17 protein-coding genes are annotated in these 15774 nt (G+C 35.5%); 14 read left to right on the top strand and 3 right to left on the bottom strand.

Annotated elements, in window-relative coordinates; genetic code table 11:
* Positions 1-191 precede the first annotated feature (191 nt).
* The 4 genes from rlmD to FBT53_RS09045 are packed head-to-tail and all read left to right on the top strand — an operon-like array spanning position 192 to position 3589.
* Positions 192-1601, top strand: coding sequence for a 23S rRNA (uracil(1939)-C(5))-methyltransferase RlmD (gene rlmD, locus FBT53_RS09060; protein ID WP_136950867.1), 1410 nt, complete (start codon positions 192-194; stop codon positions 1599-1601).
* Between the two features lie 8 nt (positions 1602-1609).
* Positions 1610-2104 carry a DUF6452 family protein gene (locus tag FBT53_RS09055; RefSeq protein WP_136950866.1) on the top strand — a complete coding sequence of 165 codons (495 nt, stop codon included), beginning with the start codon at positions 1610-1612 and terminating at the stop codon, positions 2102-2104.
* Positions 2085-2858, top strand: a complete 774-nt coding sequence (locus FBT53_RS09050) for a DUF6048 family protein (protein WP_136950865.1) — start codon at positions 2085-2087, stop codon at positions 2856-2858. Before FBT53_RS09055 ends, FBT53_RS09050 begins: the two co-directional genes overlap by 20 nt.
* Positions 2859-2863: 5 nt before the next feature.
* On the top strand, positions 2864-3589 hold the full coding sequence (locus FBT53_RS09045) for a carbon-nitrogen hydrolase family protein (protein ID WP_136950864.1): 726 nt from the start codon (positions 2864-2866) through the stop codon (positions 3587-3589).
* A 52-nt stretch (positions 3590-3641) separates the two neighbouring features.
* Here the strand turns inward: FBT53_RS09045 and FBT53_RS09040 are convergent, their stop codons facing one another.
* Genes FBT53_RS09040 through ruvX form a run of 3 tightly spaced genes read right to left on the bottom strand, consistent with a single transcriptional unit; the run spans position 3642 to position 5125 of the window.
* A complete protein-coding gene (locus tag FBT53_RS09040) occupies positions 3642-4064 on the bottom strand; it encodes a DUF5606 domain-containing protein (RefSeq protein WP_136950863.1) in 423 nt (140 codons plus the stop codon).
* Between the two features lie 55 nt (positions 4065-4119).
* A complete protein-coding gene (gene def / locus FBT53_RS09035) occupies positions 4120-4710 on the bottom strand; it encodes a peptide deformylase (protein WP_136950862.1) in 591 nt (196 codons plus the stop codon).
* A 4-nt stretch (positions 4711-4714) separates the two neighbouring features.
* A complete protein-coding gene (gene ruvX, locus FBT53_RS09030; RefSeq protein WP_136950861.1) occupies positions 4715-5125 on the bottom strand; it encodes a Holliday junction resolvase RuvX in 411 nt (136 codons plus the stop codon).
* Positions 5126-5226: 101 nt separating this feature from the next.
* Between ruvX and FBT53_RS09025 the strand changes: the two genes are divergently transcribed.
* From FBT53_RS09025 to FBT53_RS08980, 10 genes are all read left to right on the top strand, one after another.
* On the top strand, positions 5227-6042 hold the full coding sequence (locus tag FBT53_RS09025) for a 2,3,4,5-tetrahydropyridine-2,6-dicarboxylate N-succinyltransferase (protein ID WP_136950860.1): 816 nt from the start codon (positions 5227-5229) through the stop codon (positions 6040-6042).
* 219 nt (positions 6043-6261) lie between these two features.
* Positions 6262-7080, top strand: a complete 819-nt coding sequence (locus tag FBT53_RS09020; RefSeq protein ID WP_136950859.1) for a glycosyltransferase family 2 protein — start codon at positions 6262-6264, stop codon at positions 7078-7080.
* A 102-nt stretch (positions 7081-7182) separates the two neighbouring features.
* Positions 7183-7926, top strand: a complete 744-nt coding sequence (locus FBT53_RS09015) for a glycosyltransferase domain-containing protein (RefSeq protein ID WP_136950858.1) — start codon at positions 7183-7185, stop codon at positions 7924-7926.
* A gap of 7 nt (positions 7927-7933) precedes the next feature.
* Entirely contained in the window at positions 7934-8740 is an 807-nt protein-coding gene (locus FBT53_RS09010) for a glycosyltransferase (RefSeq protein WP_136950857.1), read from the top strand.
* 20 nt (positions 8741-8760) lie between these two features.
* Positions 8761-9873, top strand: coding sequence for a glycosyltransferase family 1 protein (locus FBT53_RS09005; RefSeq protein ID WP_136950856.1), 1113 nt, complete (start codon positions 8761-8763; stop codon positions 9871-9873).
* Positions 9874-10950: a glycosyltransferase gene (locus tag FBT53_RS09000; protein WP_136950855.1), complete on the top strand. Its 1077-nt coding sequence runs from the start codon at positions 9874-9876 to the stop codon at positions 10948-10950. It begins immediately after the preceding gene.
* Positions 10943-11713: a glycosyltransferase family 2 protein gene (locus FBT53_RS08995; protein ID WP_136950854.1), complete on the top strand. Its 771-nt coding sequence runs from the start codon at positions 10943-10945 to the stop codon at positions 11711-11713. Before FBT53_RS09000 ends, FBT53_RS08995 begins: the two co-directional genes overlap by 8 nt.
* 2 nt (positions 11714-11715) lie before the next feature.
* Positions 11716-12276 (top strand): L-threonylcarbamoyladenylate synthase, encoded by a 561-nt coding sequence (locus tag FBT53_RS08990; protein ID WP_136950853.1) that lies wholly within the window; start codon positions 11716-11718, stop codon positions 12274-12276.
* A 5-nt stretch (positions 12277-12281) separates the two neighbouring features.
* Positions 12282-13709: a CCA tRNA nucleotidyltransferase gene (locus FBT53_RS08985; protein ID WP_136950852.1), complete on the top strand. Its 1428-nt coding sequence runs from the start codon at positions 12282-12284 to the stop codon at positions 13707-13709.
* 166 nt (positions 13710-13875) lie between these two features.
* Positions 13876-15774 (top strand): Ig-like domain-containing protein (locus tag FBT53_RS08980; protein ID WP_136950851.1); only part of this gene is annotated, 1899 nt, incomplete at its 3' end.

Below are 15774 nucleotides of genomic sequence, written 5' to 3'. Positions count from 1 at the left end.
AAATCATCCCTTAGAGTGCCAAAGTTAATAAAACTTAAAAGTTTGTACGTAATTCGTTTTAGAAAGATGAATTACATCTTATAAATCTGTGCGAAAATCGAAAGTATCCCCAGCACCTATAAAATCAATTTAAAATCATTTTAAAAAGCCATGCATAAGTTCAAAGTTTAAAGAAGATGTATTTTTGCGGCATGAGAAGAAATAATAGAAGAAAAGTTTTTGAAAATGTAACTGTTGTAGATGCTGGCGCTAAAGGCAAATCTGTTGCCAAAGCCCCAGACGGAAGAGTAATTTTTCTTTCTAACGCCATTCCTGGCGATGTAGTTGATGTACAGACTTTTAAAAAAAGAAAGAATTTTTTTGAAGGCACAGCTATAAAGTTCCATACCTATTCTGATAAGCGTACGAACCCAGTTTGCGAACATTTTGGTACCTGTGGCGGCTGTAAATGGCAGCACATGGAGTACCAACATCAATTGTTTTACAAACAAAAGGAAGTAGAAGAAAACTTAACGCGTATAGGGCAGGTAAATCTTCCAGAGGTTACACCAATTCTTGGTTCTGGTAAACAGTATTTTTATCGCAATAAAATGGAGTTTTCTTTTTCTGACTCTAGATGGTTGAGTCAAGAAGAAATAATCTCTGACCAACAGATAGAAAACAGAAACGCCTTAGGTTTTCATATTCCGGGAATGTGGGATAAAATTTTAGATGTAAAAAAATGTTATTTACAACCAGACCCCAGTAATGCTATCCGATTGTGGGTAAAGGCATTTGCAGAAAAACACCAACTGTCTTTTTTTAATCCTAGAAACCAAGAAGGACTACTACGTACCTTAATGCTTAGAACTAGCACCATAGGTGAGGTAATGGTAGTGATACAGTTTTTTGAAGACGATAAAGCCTCTAGAGAACTCTTATTAAATGGCTTACAAGAAAACTTTTCTGAAATCACCTCTTTACAATACCTAATCAATAACAAGCAAAACGACACTATTTACGACCAAGACATTATTTGTTACCACGGTCGTGACCACATTTTTGAAGAAATGGAAGGATTGCAATTTAAAATAAATGCAAAATCCTTTTATCAAACCAATCCTGAGCAGGCATACGAGCTTTACAAGGTAACCCGTGATTTTGCAGAATTGACAGGGGAAGAATTGGTGTACGATTTATATACTGGCACTGGAACCATTGCTCAATTTGTGGCAAAAAAGGCCAAAAAAGTGATAGGTATAGAATCTGTACCAGAAGCAATTTTAGACGCAAAAGCAAATGCCGAGCACAATAAGATTAACAATGTAGAATTTTACGTGGGCGACATGAAAAATGTTTTCTCCCCGGAATTTATAGCAACACACGGTCAGCCAGATGTTATTATTACGGATCCACCTAGAGATGGTATGCATAAAAAAGTTGTTGAACAATTGTTAAACGTTGGGGCAGCTAAAATTGTTTATGTAAGTTGCAATAGCGCTACACAAGCACGTGATTTAGCCTTATTAGACCATATGTATAAAGTTGTTAAGGTACAACCCGTAGATATGTTTCCGCAGACCCATCACGTAGAAAATGTAGTACTTTTACAAAAACGATAAAATACCGCATGAAGCGATTTTTGCCATTTGTTTTGTTGCTAGTTATTATACAATTCTCCTCTTGTGAAAAAGATGACATTTGTGTTGCCGGAGACACGCCAGTATTAATGCTTGGATTCTTTAACTACGAAGACCCAGATACCGAAAAATCGGTTCCTAATTTACGGTCAGTAGAGACAGAATTAAATGTAGTTGTAAATACGGTTGGAGCTAAAACCAGTGACTCTTTACCATTACGCATAGAAACTAACAACTCCACTTTTGTACTTACCAATAACTATAGCCAAGCAACCGATGGCACCGTATCTGGTAACCCTGATACTATTACTTTTAATTACACTGTACAGGAAGAATTCTTATCTAGAGCTTGTGGATTTATTGCTAATTACGACGAGTTAAGCTATACACTTAGTAATGATTCTGCTAATTGGATAGATAGCGTAGCTGTGGTAGAAACTACTATTAAAAGAGACACTTTAATACATGTTAAGATATTTCATTAGTCTTATAATTTTTGGTCTTTTTAGCCAATTAAATTGGGCTCAGGATAAATCTATAGACCTTAATCCTAAGGATACAATTACCAGAAAATACGCCTACGGTTTACGAATTGGGGTAGATTTAAGCAAACCTGTAATGGGTATGCTTAATGAAGATTATAATGGATTAGAGTTTGTAGCAGATTACCGATTATCAGATAAATGGTACATTGCTGTAGAAGTAGGTAACGAAGAAAAGTCTGATGATGAAAACTTAAATCAATCTATCTTATACAGCTATACCACAGAAGGCAACTATGCCAAAGCAGGTATGGACTACAATACCTACTCTAACTGGTACGGAATGCGGAATCAAATAACCGTAGGTGGGCGTTTAGCCCATAGCAGCTTTTCCTCTACTATTCACAATTTTAATTATTGGAACTTAAATAGAACGTATGCGCCAGAAAATGAGCTCATTTTTGGTAGCGACACGCCAATTAATCATGAAGGGCTTAACGCTACTTGGCTAGAGTTTGTTTTAGGGCTAAAGGTAGAATTGATTAAGAATATGTATTTGGGGATGAGTGTTAGGATGAGTCACCTTTTATCTAACACCAAACCCGATAATTTTGACAACTTATGGATTCCTGGTTTTAATAAGGTTACAGAAGAAGCTAAATGGGGAGTAGGTTACAACTACAGCATATCTTATTTTATACCACTCTATAAAAAGGTTAAAAAGAAAAAGCCAGAGGAAGAAAATCTAGAAAATTAATACTAATGAATGTTGCGCTAGTACAACTACAAGCTCAACCGGGTAATCTAGAGTACAACCTAGCTAACCATCTAAATTGGTTACGTAAACTCATACCATTCCAACCCAATTTAGTGGTATTTCCAGAATTAAGTTTAAGTGGTTATGAGCCTTCTTTAGCAAAGAACCTCTTAGAGCCATTAAACCAGTTAGATTATAGCCAAATTGAAGAATTTGCCACACAATTAAATACTGAAATTTGGTTAGGCTTACCCATTCCAGGGCTCAATAAGTCCAAAATAGGTTTAAGAATCACTAAAGCAAATGGAACGCTTACCCATTATGCTAAACGTTTTTTACATGCAGACGAATTTCCATTTTTTGAACAAGGGAAAGAATCCTATACTACGACAATTAAAACTAAAACCATAAAAGCCACTATTTGCTACGAAACATTTACACCACAAATAGCAGAAGAAATTAGCAATGAGCAACCTGATATGGTTATAGCCAGTGTGGCCAAAACTGAAGAAAGCTGCCTAAACTCCTTTAACTATCTTAAAAAGCTTGCTACAAAAACATCTTTAGGCCTAGGTATCGTCAATGCCATAGGACCAAACGATTCTTATGTAAGCGGGGGTCTGACTAGCTTTTTCAACACTGCAGGGGAACAACTTGGAATGTTACCTTATAACAAAGAGGGTATTTTACTTATTGACACCCTACAAAATACTGCCAAAATTATCCCATAAAAAAAGCTCGGCTAACCGAGCTTTATAGTTGTGTAATAGAACCTAATTCTATTTATTCCTCTTCTGTTGAAGTCTCCTCTGCTTCTAAAGTAAAATCGGTGATACCATTATCATGCAACAAATTGTACCATTGTACAATCTTCTTAATATCACTCGCGTACACTCTATCTTCATCATAATTAGGTAACACTTCAAAAAAGTACTCTTCTAATTTAATTTTTTCGTCTTTATGGTGTACAGATGTTTTACCACCGTCTTCTTTCTCCTTAATCTTTTGAAACACTTCTTTTAAAGGCACTTCTTCTTCTAAGGTGTAGATGGCAATTTCTGACAACACACTAACATTACTACGTAAACCCACAGAAATACGCTTTCCGTCCATTAAAGATTCACCTACAAAACCAGAACGGGTTTGTGTTAGCAATTTGTACAATCCTGGTTTACCACCTATAGATAATATTTTCTCCAACGCCATGCTTATTCAAATTTTATGCGCGCAAATTTATACTTTTAAAGTAACCACCAAAGGATTAACGTCCTTTTTTCATTTGTGGAAACTTCATTTTATACTCAACATTAATTTTTCCTTTGGAAATTTTTTCCAAACGTCCTTTAAGTAAACGCTTTTTTAAAGACGATAGTTTATCGGTAAATAAAATTCCTTCTATATGGTCATATTCATGCTGTATAACACGCGCCAACAGTCCATCAAAAGTTTCTGTATGCTCCTTAAAATTTTGGTCCATGTATTTAATAGTTACTTCTGGCTTGCGTTGTACATCTTCTCTTATGTCCGGAATGCTCAAGCAACCTTCATTAAATGCCCATTCCTCTCCTGTTTCTTCTAAAATTTCTGCATTGATGAACACTTTTTTAAATCCGTCTAATTGGGATTGTTCATCTTCCGTTAAATCCTCGTCCTTAGAAAAAGGAGTAGTATCCACTAAGAAAATACGGATAGGTAAACCTACTTGTGGAGCGGCTAAACCTACACCGCTAGCATTATACATGGTCTCCCACATATTGTTAAGTAAGGTTTCTAGGTTAGGATAATCCTTGGTTATGTTTGTTGCTTTTTTTCGTAATACGGGGTCTCCGTAAGCCGTAATCGGTAAAATCATAATTCTATTTTCTATCTAGATAAGATTGCAAAATTAGGGTAGCACTTATTTGGTCTACCATAGCCTTGTCTTGTCGCTTTTTCTTTTTTAATCCACCATCTATCATGGTTCTAACCGCCATTTTAGAGGTAAATCTTTCGTCTTGGCGTTCTACAGGAACTTGCGGAAATTGTTGCTGTAACTTTTTTATAAATGGAATAATTAACTCTTCTGACTGGGAAGCAGAACCATCCATCTGTTTGGGTTCACCAACAATTATACGTTCTACAGACTCTTTCTCAATGTATGCGGTTAAGAATGGTAACAATTCTTCCGTAGCTACAGTAGTAAGTCCAGAAGCAATTATCTGCAGTTCATCTGTAACTGCAATACCTGTTCTCTTTTTACCATAATCCAACGCTAAGATTCTAGCCACAATACTAAATTTTGGCAAAAATAGCCTTAAAAATGTTATGCATTTAAAAATTGACGAGTTTATTGCCTTCCTAAAGCTATCTTTACCGCAAAATTGAAGCAATGACAGAACTTAAAGCGCTTATAGAAAAGGCTTGGGATAATCGTGAATTATTAAAAGAAGAAGCGACTCAGAACGCTATAAGAAAAGTAATAGACTTAATTGATGAAGGTAGTTTGCGTTGTGCAGAACCAACTGCAGACGGTTGGCAAATTAATGAATGGGTAAAAAAAGGTGTTGTGCTATACTTCCCTATACAGCAAATGGAAGTTCTAGAAGCTGGCATTTTTGAATACCATGACAAAATTCCTTTAAAGAAAGGTTATAAAGAAAAAGGTATTCGTGTTGTACCACATGCGGTTGCACGCCACGGCGCCTACATTTCTAAGGGTACTATTTTAATGCCTTCTTACGTAAATATTGGTGCATATGTAGACGAAGGCACCATGGTAGATACATGGGCTACTGTAGGGAGTTGTGCTCAAATTGGCAAAAATGTTCACCTAAGTGGCGGTGTTGGCATAGGTGGGGTTTTAGAACCGCTACAAGCTGCCCCAGTTATCATAGAAGATAGTGCTTTTATAGGTTCTAGATGTATTGTTGTAGAAGGTGTACGTGTAGAAAAAGAAGCCGTACTAGGCGCCAATGTTGTGCTTACCGCATCTACTAAAATTATTGATGTTACTGGAGAGCAACCTGTTGAGATGAAAGGTAGAGTCCCAGCTCGTTCTGTGGTAATTCCTGGTAGTTACACAAAAAAATTCGCTGCTGGTGAATATCAGGTGCCTTGCGCATTAATCATTGGAAAACGTAAAGAAAGTACGGATAAAAAAACCAGTTTAAACGATGCTTTACGCGAATATGACGTAGCAGTATAGACTGTTTGCTCATCCGATTAAAAACATTGCCCATGGCCGTTTGAAAAAAATAGCCGTGGGCTTTTTTATTAATTTAACAACTTTTACACGCAACCTTTATGAACTAATGTAGTCTAGCTAAAGAATAATTTGTAAGAAAAGTATTCGTTAATACAATTAAAACCTTTTTTGCGAGTTAATAATGGTACAATAACAATTCTAACCAAAATAGTTGTTGATTTGAGCAAGGCAAACCAAAAGCTTACCGCTTTATTAATTACCTACAATGAAATGGAGCACATTAAACAAAGTGTTGCCTCCGTATCATTCGCGGATGAAATTATTGTAGTGGATTCTTTCAGTACAGATGGCACCTTTGAATATTTAAAGTCGTTGTCAAACGTAATTGTGTTACAAAAAGAATTCTCAAACTTTACAGATCAAAAAGCATATACCTTAAGTAAGGCCTCTAACAATTGGGTTTTGTTTATTGATGCAGATGAAGTGGTCTCCAAGCCTTTACAAAATGAAATATTAACTACAATTAATAGTTTAAATACAAGCAGTGCGTATTGGTTTTATAGAAAATTCATGTTTAAAAATCACAGCCTAAATTTTAGTGGTTGGCAAACCGATAAAAATATAAGGCTTTTTAAAAAGAGTCATTGCTCTTTTACTAAAGGAAGATTGGTGCATGAAACCTTACAAGTTAAAGGAGAGACCTCTGCTCTAAATGAGAAGTTGACACATTATTGTTACAAAAGTTATAAGGACTACAAAAGAAAAATGGTTCAATATGGAAGTCTAAAAGCTTCGGAGCTTTTTTTAAAAAATAAATCTTTTAATATCTTAAAATTGGTCTTTAAACCTATTTGGAAGTTTGTTTATAATTATTTCTTCCGTTTAGGAATTTTAGATGGCTACAAAGGGTTTATCATTTGCTATTTAAATGCATTGAGTGTATACATACGGTATTCTAAACTGTATCGTCTAAAAAATGAGATTCATCTCGCTTCTACTACTGAACAAGAAAAGGAATACCACCTAAAAACAGCCTAATTAAGGCTATATGTACCTCTTTTTCTTGAATTTTAGCCTTTCTACTAAGTAAATGGGCTTACTTACATAAGACTATAATAATAGTTCTATCTTTACCCCTAGATGAACAAAATTGCAATTTATACAGGTGCATTTGGGAAAAATTACGGTATAATTCCTCAAAAAAAAATACCCGGTGCCGACTTCTTTTGCTTTACTGATGATAAAACCAAGATAAAATCACCTTGGAAAACCATAGAATTACTCAGTGACCATCCTGATGAGGGTAGAAAAAATCGACATCCAAAAATACTTCCTCATCTTTATTTTAAGGATTACGATATTAGCGTTTATATTGACTCTAATTATTTAATTGTTGGGGACATACACGAGCTTATCCAAAGCCTAGGAAATTTTAAAATGGCAATTTTTGACCACAACCAATGTGATGATAAAAGAGACTGCGTCTACGATGAGTTTGATGCCCTTATAAAACTGGGAAAGGAACGTGGTAGTTTTAAAGATGCTCCAGAAGTAATGGAAAAGCAAATAGCATTTTTAAAATCAGAAAATTACCCAAAGAATAATGGTTTAATTTTTTCTGCTGTCCTTGTACGTAAACACAATGACCCAGAGGTTATAAAAGTTATGGAAGATTGGTGGCAAATGGTTTCTACCAGAAGTAAGAGAGACCAATTAAGTTTTGATTATGCCGCTTGGAAAAACAATTTTAAACCATCTATTATTAGTGGTGATTTAAGAAGAGGAAACCCCTATTTCTATTTTGTATCTATAGCGCAAAAATCATACGCCTATAGATTGTTTAAACTAAAGTTTAAACGATTACTAGGAATACGTAAATATTGATACTGTAATGGCTAAAGTATCTGTTATAATTTCTTACTACAAAGCACTAGACAGCTTACAGCTTATCTTAAAAGCTTTAAACAATCAAAGTGCAAAAGAATTTGAGGCAATAATTTCTGAGGACGATAATAATCCAGAAACATCTTTGTTTTTACAAAAAAATAAAGGTCTGTATAATTTCCCCATAAAGCATACCTGCCAACAACAGGATAATGGGTTCAGAAAAAACCAAATGCTCAATAAATCTATAAAAGTTGCTGAAGGCAAAACAATTGTTTTTATAGATGGTGATTGTATACCTCATAAACATTTTGTTAAAGCATATATTAACCAAACCATACCCAATGTAATGCTCAAAGGCAGAAGGGTTATGCTAGATGAAGTGACTACCAATAAAATTAAAAATACAAGTTCGCTAAAGTATTTAGCATTATTTAATATTCTAACATCTAAATCTGGCAAGAAAAAAGAAGCCATATACTTAAAAAACAAAAGCTTAATTTTTACACTAAAAGACAAAGGTTTATTGGGCTGTAATTGGGGAATACAGAAACAACATTTACTTGCCATAAATGGATTCGATGAAGATTATATAAGAGCTGCCGTTGGTGAGGATACAGATATAGAATGGCGTTTAAAAAAGAATGGTATCGGCAGTAAATCCATGAAAAACAAGGCAATTGTTTACCACTTATACCATAAAAAAGGGTATTCTGCGGAAGGGGTAGAAAAAAACCGAGAATTGTTGAGAGAAAAACAAGAAGCGAATAACTTTGTATGCTTAAATGGGCTAGATACATTAAGTAAGTCTTAAATTAAAATTTTAAAGTTTACATGAAAATTGGATACGATGCCAAACGAATTTTTCATAACAAAACCGGTTTGGGTAATTATGGCCGGGATGTTATTCGTATCCTAACAGATTTTACAGAGATAGAGTCTTTTTACTTATTTAACACCAGACAACCCACTGTTAATAGAAGTATCCCAGATGTAAAGACCACCATTGTTTATCCTAAAGGATGGTTTTGGAAAAAAATACCTGCCCTCTGGCGGATACTTGGACAGTGGAAACAAATAAATGAAAATGAGTTAAACTGTTATCATGGCTTATCTGGAGAAATTCCAATTAAACTAAAAAAACAGAGGGTAAAAACCATTGTTACTATCCACGACCTTATTTTTCTTAGTCACCCGCATTATTACAAAATTTGGGATAGAATTATCTATAAATTAAAATTCAATTATGCGGTACATTCTGCTGATCATGTAATTGCCATAAGTGAGCAGACCAAAAAAGATATCATCCATTTTTTAAAGGTAAAACCTACCAAAATTAGTGTGGTATATCAAGGCTGTCATAATGCTTTTAAGCAACAATTTCTAGAAAAAGATGTGGAAGCCATAAGGAGACGATACAACTTGCCAAATAAGTTTATTTTAAATGTAGGCACCATACAAGAGCGTAAAAATGCTTTAACTATTGTAAAGGCTATAAAAGACACTACGTATCATCTGGCATTGGTGGGTGGTGAAAAAGGGTATGCTAAAAAACTTAAAAAATACATAGCTGATCACCAAATGGAAAGACAGGTTACTTTTGTAAAAAACATTTCCATACAAGACTTACCAAAATTATACCAAGCAGCTACAGTGTTCTGTTATCCTTCTTATTGTGAAGGCTTTGGAATACCGTTGATAGAAGCGCTCTTTAGTAAATTACCTATTATAGTAACTAAAGATGGTTGCTTTCCAGAAGCTGCAGGTCCGCATAGTATCTATATAAATCCAGACGACCCAAAAGAAATACTAGAAAAAATAGAGTACTTGTATAAAAACCCTGCTATAAGAGCAGAGATGGCAAGCAAAGGGTACGATTTTGCGCAGCGGTTTACCGATCAAAAAGTAGGAGCAGATTTATTAGCAATCTATAACAAATTAAGGTAGATGAAAACAATTTGCTTTTTTAATACCGCAAAAGCTTGGGGAGGAGGAGAAAAATGGCATTTAGAAGTTAGTCAATACTTGAATGACCGAGGATTTTCTGTTTTTGTCATTGCGCATCCAGATAGTGTATTGGCCGCCAAACTAAGCAAAACCAATATTCCTTTTCAAACCATCGCACTCGGTAATTTAAGCTTTTTAAACCCAGTAAAAAGAGTAATTGTAAAGAAGACCTTAGCAAAAAGACAATTAGAAACCATTGTCATGAATCTGTCTAGTGATGTAAAAATAGCTGGTCCCATTGCCAAACAGTTGGGTGTTAAAAGAATTATTTACAGAAGAGGCAGCGCTATTCCCATTAAAAATAATCGGTTAAACAGATATCTTTTTAAAAATGTACTAACCGAAATATTAGCTAACTCACTAGCAACTAAAAAAACAATAAATCAAAAAAATCCCACTCTATTTCCAAAAGATAAGATAACTGTAATACATAATGGAATTGCCATTCCTGATAATTTAAATCGTATCTCTTGGGATAACAAAAAGCATTTCACTTTAATTAATTTAGGTCGATTAGAATACCAAAAAAATCAGACCTTTTTAATTGATGTTGCAAAACAATTAGAGGACCGTAAGGTAGAATTTAAGATGATTATAGGTGGGGAAGGTCGTTTAAGAAAAGATTTAGAACAAAAAATATCAGAATTTAATCTAAGGGAAACTATTTCCATGGCTGGTTTTATAGATAATCCGATGGAGTTTCTTAAGCAAGGAGATATTTTTTTACTACCCTCTCACTGGGAAGGCTTTGGATATGTGTTAGCAGAAGCTGGCCTTTGCGGACTACCATCGGTGGCTTTTAATATTAGTAGTAACCCAGAGGTTATTAAACAAAATAAAACCGGTGTTTTAACTCCTCCAAATGATGTAGACGCTTTTGTAGAAGCAATCCTGAAATTGAGTGAAAATAAGGAGGATTTGATAGAGAAAGGGAAAGCAGCTAGGGAGTATATTATTAATCATTTTGATAAAGCAAAAAAGCTCAAAGAAATAGAAGGCTATTTATTGCATGGATAGAACAGAAAAAATAACAGCTTTATTAATAACTCTCAATGAGGAAAAACACATAAAGGAAGTGTTAGAAAACCTTTCTTTTTGTGATGAAATTATTGTTGTAGATTCTTTTAGCACTGACAATACCACAAAAATTATTGCTAATTATCCTCATGTTAAACTAATTCAAAGAGCCTTTAAAAATTATACAGACCAAAAACAATTTGCCTTAGACCAAGCCACAAACAACTGGGTTTTATTTATGGATGCTGATGAAAGAGTTACGCCAAAACTCAAAAATGAAATTGAGGTAACCATTAATTTAAAATCCCCTGCGGCTGCTTATTACTTTCTAAGGACATTTATGTATAAAAATAAAGTGCTTCGTTTTAGTGGTTGGCAGACAGATAAGAATTATCGCCTATTTCAAAAAGATAAAGTAAAGTTTGTGAAGGATAGGATTGTTCACGAAACATTAGAAGTTAATGGCGTTTCCAAAACATTAAAAAACAAACTAATTCACTATTCATTTAACTCTTACAGCACATATAAGGATAAAATGATAAAATATGGAGAAATGAAAGCTAAAGAAGCTTTTTTCAATGGTAAGAAAGCAAGATGGTATCATTCTATATTTAGACCTTTTTGGAAATTTATCAACCACTATATTTTACGGTTTGGTTTCTTAGACGGTAAAAGAGGAATAGTCATTTGTTACCTTAATGCATTAGGCGTTCACAGTAGATATAAAGAACTAAAACGATTACAAAAATCTAATTTAAAATAGCCATGAAAGAAGACCTAGCAAAATGTTTGGAAACCTTACAAAATGGTGGACTTATCTTGTACCCCACAGATACGGTTTGGGGCATAGGTTGTGATGCTACTAATGTAGATGCTGTAAAAAAAGTATACGCACTTAAGAATAGGGAGGATTCTAAAGCATTGATTTGCCTTGTAGCCAATGATGCTATGTTAGAACGTACGGTAGAACAAGTTCCAGATGTAGCATGGGATATTATTGATTTAGCAACAAAGCCCACCACTATAATTTACGACAAACCCAAAGGAGTGGCCAAAAACCTAATTGCAGCAGATAATTCTTTAGCCATACGGATAGCTTCGGACGATTTTTGCAGAAATCTTATTCAACGGTTTAAAAAACCCATCGTATCTACCTCTGCAAATATTTCTGGAGCACCAACACCAACGCAATTCTCAGAAATAGACCACCGTATTTTAGAAGGCGTAGATTATGTAGTAAATTTGCATCGCGAAAAAACAAATCCTTCTCCTTCTTCCATTATTAAATTAGGGAATGACGGTACGGTAAAGGTAATTAGGGAATAGCATACATGAAGTCGGAAAAATATCTAGAAGCATTAACCCATCCTGTTTTTAAATCTATTGGTGCCGCTGCCGATGAACTTGGTCTGGAAGCCTACGTTATTGGTGGTTATGTACGCGACTTTTTTTTAAAACGAGGTTCTGCCAAAGATATAGATGTAGTTGCTGTTGGGAGTGGCATTGCTTTAGCAAAAGCAGTTGCTAAATTGCTTAAGGGTAGTTCTGACGTAAAAGTTTTTAAGAATTTTGGTACCGCCATGCTAAATTATAAAGGCATGGAAATAGAGTTTGTTGGCGCACGTAAAGAGAGTTACACTAGGGATAGTAGAAAACCTATTGTAGAAGACGGCAGCTTGCAAGAAGACCAAGACCGCAGGGACTTTACCATTAATGCTTTGGCATTGGGGCTCAATGCACATAATTTTGGAATAGTATTAGACCCTTTTAAAGGATTAGCCGATTTACAAAAAGGTATTCTACGCACCCCCTTAGAACCAGGTATAACTTACTCTGACGACCCACTACGAATGATGCGCGCTATACGCTTTGCGACACAGTTGAATTTTGAAATTGAATTAAGTTCTTTACAAGCTATTAGTGAACATAAAGAGCGTATCAAAATCATTTCCGAAGAGCGTATTGTTGATGAGCTGCACAAAATCCTAAATAGTGAGCAGCCTTCTATTGGTTTTGCCCTAATGCATAAAACTGGCCTACTACCCTATATATTGCCCGAATTAAAAGCACTCCAAGGTATTGAAGAGATTGAAGGACAACGCCATAAAGACAATTTTTGGCACACCTTAGAGGTGGTAGACAATATTGCTAAAACCACAGATAACCTTTGGCTACGTTGGGCTGCATTATTACACGATATTGGTAAGGCTCCTACTAAAAAGTTTCATAAAAAAATTGGGTGGACTTTTCATGCGCATGAATTTGTGGGTAGTAAAATGGTCTACAAATTGTTTAAGCGTTTACGAATGCCATTAAATGACAAGATGAAGTTTGTCCAGAAAATGGTTTTAATGAGCTCTAGGCCTATTATTCTATCTGAAGACCATGTAACAGATTCCGCTGTTAGAAGATTGGTGTTTGATGCCGGAGAACATGTGGAGGATTTGCTCACTTTATGCGAAGCAGACATTACCACTAAAAATCCTAAAAAGCAACGTCGTTATCTTAACAACTTCAAGTTGGTACGTCAAAAAATAAAGGAAGTAGAAGAACGGGACCGCATCAGAAATTTTCAGCCTCCAGTAAGTGGTGAAGAAATTATGGAGACCTTTAACCTTAAACCTTCCAAAGAAATTGGTATCATAAAAGAAGCTATTAAAGAAGCTATTTTAGAAGGTGAAATTCCTAACGATAAAGTAGCTGCCTTTGCTTTTATGCTTACTAAAGGAAAAGAATTAGGATTAGAACAAAACAACTAAAACAGTATAAAGCTTAGTTGTATCCCCACAGAAACAAGGGTATTCACGTGGGTGTAGCCCTATTTTACAACATAAAATTTTAGCAACTGTTAGTCCCATATACTTTTACGCTTAATTAAAATAGTCAAGACTCCCCCCATATTTTATTGGCTACCAGTATACTTATATGCGTAAACAACTGACCAACCAAACTTTGTTTTATATACGTGCTATATGTGCCTTATTTTTGTTTAGTTTTTTTGGTGCACCTACCCTTTTAGCCCAACAAACTACTACATGGACACAAAATAGTCTTACCGAATGGCAAAGTGTTTCTAGTGATGGAAAAGTTCTTGTGGTTTGTAAAGTTAGTAACGGTACCGCTATTAATGGGAACGAGAATATAGATTGTGCTAAAACCAATACGTATTCCGACCCGGCTATTGTGGGCAGTTCTTCTATAGAGATTGAAGTTAGTTCTATAGCTGCAGGCAATCTATCTTTTGAATTTTATGAAAATACTCCGGGTAACATTCCAGTATATATAGTAAACCCTATCATTAATGTAGATAAAATAGGTACATTTTCAATAACACTAGGAGACTCGGCTACAGCAAATTTTAATTTTACCAATGGCACTTGGAACGAATTGAGTTCGGTTGGACCAATTTTTCAATCTACTGCAACATCCTTTAATATAAATGATTCTGCGCTTCTAATAAGTAATGGTGGCGAGTGTGGAAATGGAATAGATAGTGGAACAGGTGCTGGAAGCCTATCGGTGAATGAGCCCTCGCACGTTATTCAAATGAATACAAATGTAACTGGAGGCTTATTAGGAATTCCTCTTTTTACGGCTTCTGATAAAGTAGAATTTGTTTTATCAAATCTCATTATTGCTGAACCTGAAATTGAAGTTACAAAAACCGTAACCGAAGCATATAGTAATCCCGTTTCTGCAGGCGATGTAGTGCAGTATACTATTGAAGTAGAAAACACAGGTAATGTAACCCTGAATAACATTACACTAAATGACTCTTTTACGGATGCCAATTTAAACCCATTAACCATTACTGGACCTAATTATGTTACTAATACTATGGGGTCTCCTATGGGCACATTACAAGCTGGCGAAGTAGCCACCTATGTTGCTAGCTATACGCTTACAGCAGGCGATTTACCTAATGGTGGATTTTTAAATCAAGTTACTGTTACAGGAGATAGTCCTTATGGTCCTGCAGATACAACAGATATTTCTGACGATGGTATCGATACGGATGGTAATACTGAAAATGATGTTACTGAGAGCTTCTTTCCCGTGCCACAAGATGACAATGTGAGTACAGATGAAGACGTGTCAAGAGCTATCTATGTTACAACGAACGATTCTTTCGGTGGCAATGGTCCTGGAACTGTAGGTATATTTTTGTTTAGCAACCCTTCTAATGGAGTCGCTAATCTCAATGTAAACGGTACACCAACGGACCCAACAGACGATTTTTTTACCTACGCTCCAGACCCCGACTTTTCGGGTTCAGATAGTTTTATATATGGTATAATTGATGCCTTAGGACATATTGTAAATGCAAACGTATCTATTACCGTAAATGGTTGTCCTGAAGCTGGTGGAAACGCACTTTTAAAGTATTGTGAAGGTTCCACACCAACTCAAACAGATTTATTTACTGCACTTACTGGGACTCCAGATACTGGTGGAACGTGGACAGATAATGGAAACGATAGTTACACTTATACGGTGACTGCCACAGCTCCATGTACGCAAGATGCATCGGCTACTGTTTTTGTTTCTTATGCTGCTCAAGCAGACGCTGGAACTAACGGCAGTTTGGTAATTTGTGAGGGAGCAACCGTTACCGCTGCACAACTTTTTGCGCAACTCGGTGGCACTCCTGACAACACTGGAAATTGGTCACCTGCTTTAGCTGGTGCTGGAACATATACTTACACTGTCCCCGCAACTTCGCCCTGTACTACAGATGCTATTGCAGAAGTGGAAGTAACTGAACAAGCTGCGCCAGATGCTGGAACTAACGGCAGTTTAGTCATTTGCGAAGGAGCAACCGTT

The organism is Flavobacterium sp. ASW18X, assembly GCF_005144745.1.
Lineage (GTDB): Bacteria > Bacteroidota > Bacteroidia > Flavobacteriales > Flavobacteriaceae > Croceivirga.
This window is presented reverse-complemented; position numbering and strand designations above follow the sequence as displayed.

Excerpts from the sequence above, each read along its gene's own strand:
- FBT53_RS09025 (WP_136950860.1), top strand. The coding sequence starts at position 5,227 with ATGACAGAACTTAAAGCGCTTATAGAAAAGGCTTGGGATAATCGTGAA.
- FBT53_RS09040 (WP_136950863.1), bottom strand. The coding sequence starts at position 4,064 with ATGGCGTTGGAGAAAATATTATCTATAGGTGGTAAACCAGGATTGTAC.
- def (WP_136950862.1), bottom strand. The coding sequence starts at position 4,710 with ATGATTTTACCGATTACGGCTTACGGAGACCCCGTATTACGAAAAAAA.
- FBT53_RS09015 (WP_136950858.1), top strand. The coding sequence starts at position 7,183 with ATGAACAAAATTGCAATTTATACAGGTGCATTTGGGAAAAATTACGGT.
- FBT53_RS09010 (WP_136950857.1), top strand. The coding sequence starts at position 7,934 with ATGGCTAAAGTATCTGTTATAATTTCTTACTACAAAGCACTAGACAGC.
- FBT53_RS08995 (WP_136950854.1), top strand. The coding sequence starts at position 10,943 with ATGGATAGAACAGAAAAAATAACAGCTTTATTAATAACTCTCAATGAG.
- rlmD (WP_136950867.1), top strand. The coding sequence starts at position 192 with ATGAGAAGAAATAATAGAAGAAAAGTTTTTGAAAATGTAACTGTTGTA.
- FBT53_RS09045 (WP_136950864.1), top strand. The coding sequence starts at position 2,864 with ATGAATGTTGCGCTAGTACAACTACAAGCTCAACCGGGTAATCTAGAG.
- FBT53_RS08985 (WP_136950852.1), top strand. The coding sequence starts at position 12,282 with ATGAAGTCGGAAAAATATCTAGAAGCATTAACCCATCCTGTTTTTAAA.
- FBT53_RS09050 (WP_136950865.1), top strand. The coding sequence starts at position 2,085 with ATGTTAAGATATTTCATTAGTCTTATAATTTTTGGTCTTTTTAGCCAA.
- FBT53_RS09000 (WP_136950855.1), top strand. The coding sequence starts at position 9,874 with ATGAAAACAATTTGCTTTTTTAATACCGCAAAAGCTTGGGGAGGAGGA.
- FBT53_RS08990 (WP_136950853.1), top strand. The coding sequence starts at position 11,716 with ATGAAAGAAGACCTAGCAAAATGTTTGGAAACCTTACAAAATGGTGGA.
- FBT53_RS09005 (WP_136950856.1), top strand. The coding sequence starts at position 8,761 with ATGAAAATTGGATACGATGCCAAACGAATTTTTCATAACAAAACCGGT.
- FBT53_RS09055 (WP_136950866.1), top strand. The coding sequence starts at position 1,610 with ATGAAGCGATTTTTGCCATTTGTTTTGTTGCTAGTTATTATACAATTC.